We start from the raw sequence: 2,017 nt of genomic DNA on the forward strand, positions 1-2,017 counted from the left end.
TACACCGCCACCAAGGTGACGGATGCCCAAAGCCCTCATGGTCAGGGCGCAGCCCCGACACCCTGTTAGTCTGATTCGGTTTTATCTTTCGTCGGCGAACGCCGGTACTTTTTGACCTCGGTCTTCCACTCGAACGCGATGCGGGAACCGTCATCATCGCCCTCGGAAATATCATCCCCGATCACCATGTCGGCGTCGGTTTCCTGATCGAGTTTCAGCACGTCTTTGAGTGCGCCGCCGGTCGCCACAAAGCGGCGCTTGTGCGTCTGGCGGGTCAGTTCGAGGAACCATTTAGGATCGGCCACCATGTCGGCCGGCTTCGTGGAATATTTCAGGGTTTCGGCCACTGCGCCGCGCACCAGTTCGGCGGTCGCGCAGGCCAGCGATTCGCCGTCCTTCGGCTTGCGGGGTTTCACTGCCCGGACATCGACATTCGGATCGTAACTGACCCGCAGGCACTCACGCCACAGCTCAACCCAGCGTTCATGCCTGACGTAACTCTTCCCGTTAAGCATGCCCGGCGGAACCATCATCAGGGTGTGGAAGTGCGGGTGTGCGCTGCCGTCACTGCCGCGGGTGACTTCCGTGGTGCGTATCCAGCCCTGAACTGGTCGGAACTCTTTACGGTCCTTCAGTCGCTGGAAAGCCGTGTTCATCCGGCTCAGCGTCTCGCCCAGCTCCTCGATCGCGCAGTTGCGCACGGTCAGGGTCAGAAACATCCAGCGGGAATCGGGGTAATCCGCCACGATACGCGGCAGGGACTGGTAGAAACGGGCTTGCCACATCAGGGAGCGCCTCCACTGGCAGACAGGACAGTGCCGGACACGGCAGAAATGCGCCTCACGCAGCCTCAGGCGCGTTTCTCCGGTTTCTTTGAGGGTAGACCACCCAAACCTCAGTAAACCGCCACAGGAGGCCATACGCGCCCCGTAGCGCTCATATTCAGCCGCAAGCAGGTAAATCCCTCCCACGTCGTCAGAAACGCTTCTGTGAGCGTCCCACGGCGCATCTGAGGGGGAGTAGTCAGTTAGGTTCTGGAGTTCAGGATTTTGCATGCACACCGCCCCATGCTGGGCGATGGCTCATTTGACGTGTTATCATTGCCATATCACCTGTGTTGTCGTGTCCAAATTCGAATTCCTACAGGTGGTCACACCCCCGAACTGTTAGCGCAGTTGCGGGGGTCGCTTTTTTCTGCGACCACTCCCGACAGAATACTTCCAAAACCATTTTCAGGCAAATCACACTCAAACCCTTGCGGCACAAGGGCTGGCGGCGTTTTTTGACGCCAGAGTTATCCCTTAAGTATAAATACAAGGATCGCGCGCACGAGACTCCGGCCATTTTCTGACCGATTTCCCTCGCGCGCACGCGAGGCTCACAATTCAGGGTCCGATTCTGACATCAAATCATGAGCCAACCTGGTCAGTTTCCGTTGACGGATATGCCGGGGATCATTTTCTTTTTCGGCCTTCCGCTGCGCATAGGCCGCCATGAACATTTCCCGATCCACATGCGCACCCATCTCATCGAGAATCTCAAACAGCCGGTTATCCAGTCTGACGATCATGCCTACCCCCTCAAAAAACGCTTATCAGGTGGTTGCGCTCACTGCGTGATCACAACCACCCCCTGTAAGTATTTTACGGGTGCTGTCGTCAATCACTAAATCGGAACCCACTGGCAAGCCAGCGGGACCCCGCGATTTAGCGTTTGACGATTTCGGGAACGGCGAACGCTGACAGATTTTAATCTGGCGGCGTGAGGTGTTGGCAGGGTGTCGGGGCGCAGCCCTGACGGATCGTTTTTGGTACCGGCATCGTGATGGCGGTACTCCAAAAACACATCTTGTCCGTTATCAGTTTTTGTTTTTCGTGGGCTTGCCCCACCGCGCGTTTCTCATCGCCAGATGAGAAACTACTAAGCGCGCCTTCCGGAAAATTACCGGAAGAAAAACCCAGGTTCGGAATCCGAACTCAGTAATCGAGTGACGTCACTTTGCGGCGTTAGCCCTATC

The 2,017-nt window shown here is 56.8% G+C and carries 2 protein-coding genes; both read right to left on the minus strand.

The window, feature by feature from the left end; all coding sequences use genetic code 11:
- Positions 1–65: 65 nt before the first annotated feature.
- Positions 66–1,055, minus strand: coding sequence for a protein rep (locus tag AB6A65_RS16325; protein ID WP_040207214.1), 990 nt, complete (start codon positions 1,053–1,055; stop codon positions 66–68).
- A 323-nt stretch (positions 1,056–1,378) separates the two neighbouring features.
- Positions 1,379–1,570 carry a hypothetical protein gene (locus AB6A65_RS16330; protein ID WP_020324555.1) on the minus strand — a complete coding sequence of 64 codons (192 nt, stop codon included), beginning with the start codon at positions 1,568–1,570 and terminating at the stop codon, positions 1,379–1,381.
- Between the last annotated feature and the right edge of the window lie 447 nt (positions 1,571–2,017).

This window comes from Rhodosalinus sp. FB01 (assembly GCF_041365715.1).
Lineage (GTDB): Bacteria > Pseudomonadota > Alphaproteobacteria > Rhodobacterales > Rhodobacteraceae > Rhodosalinus.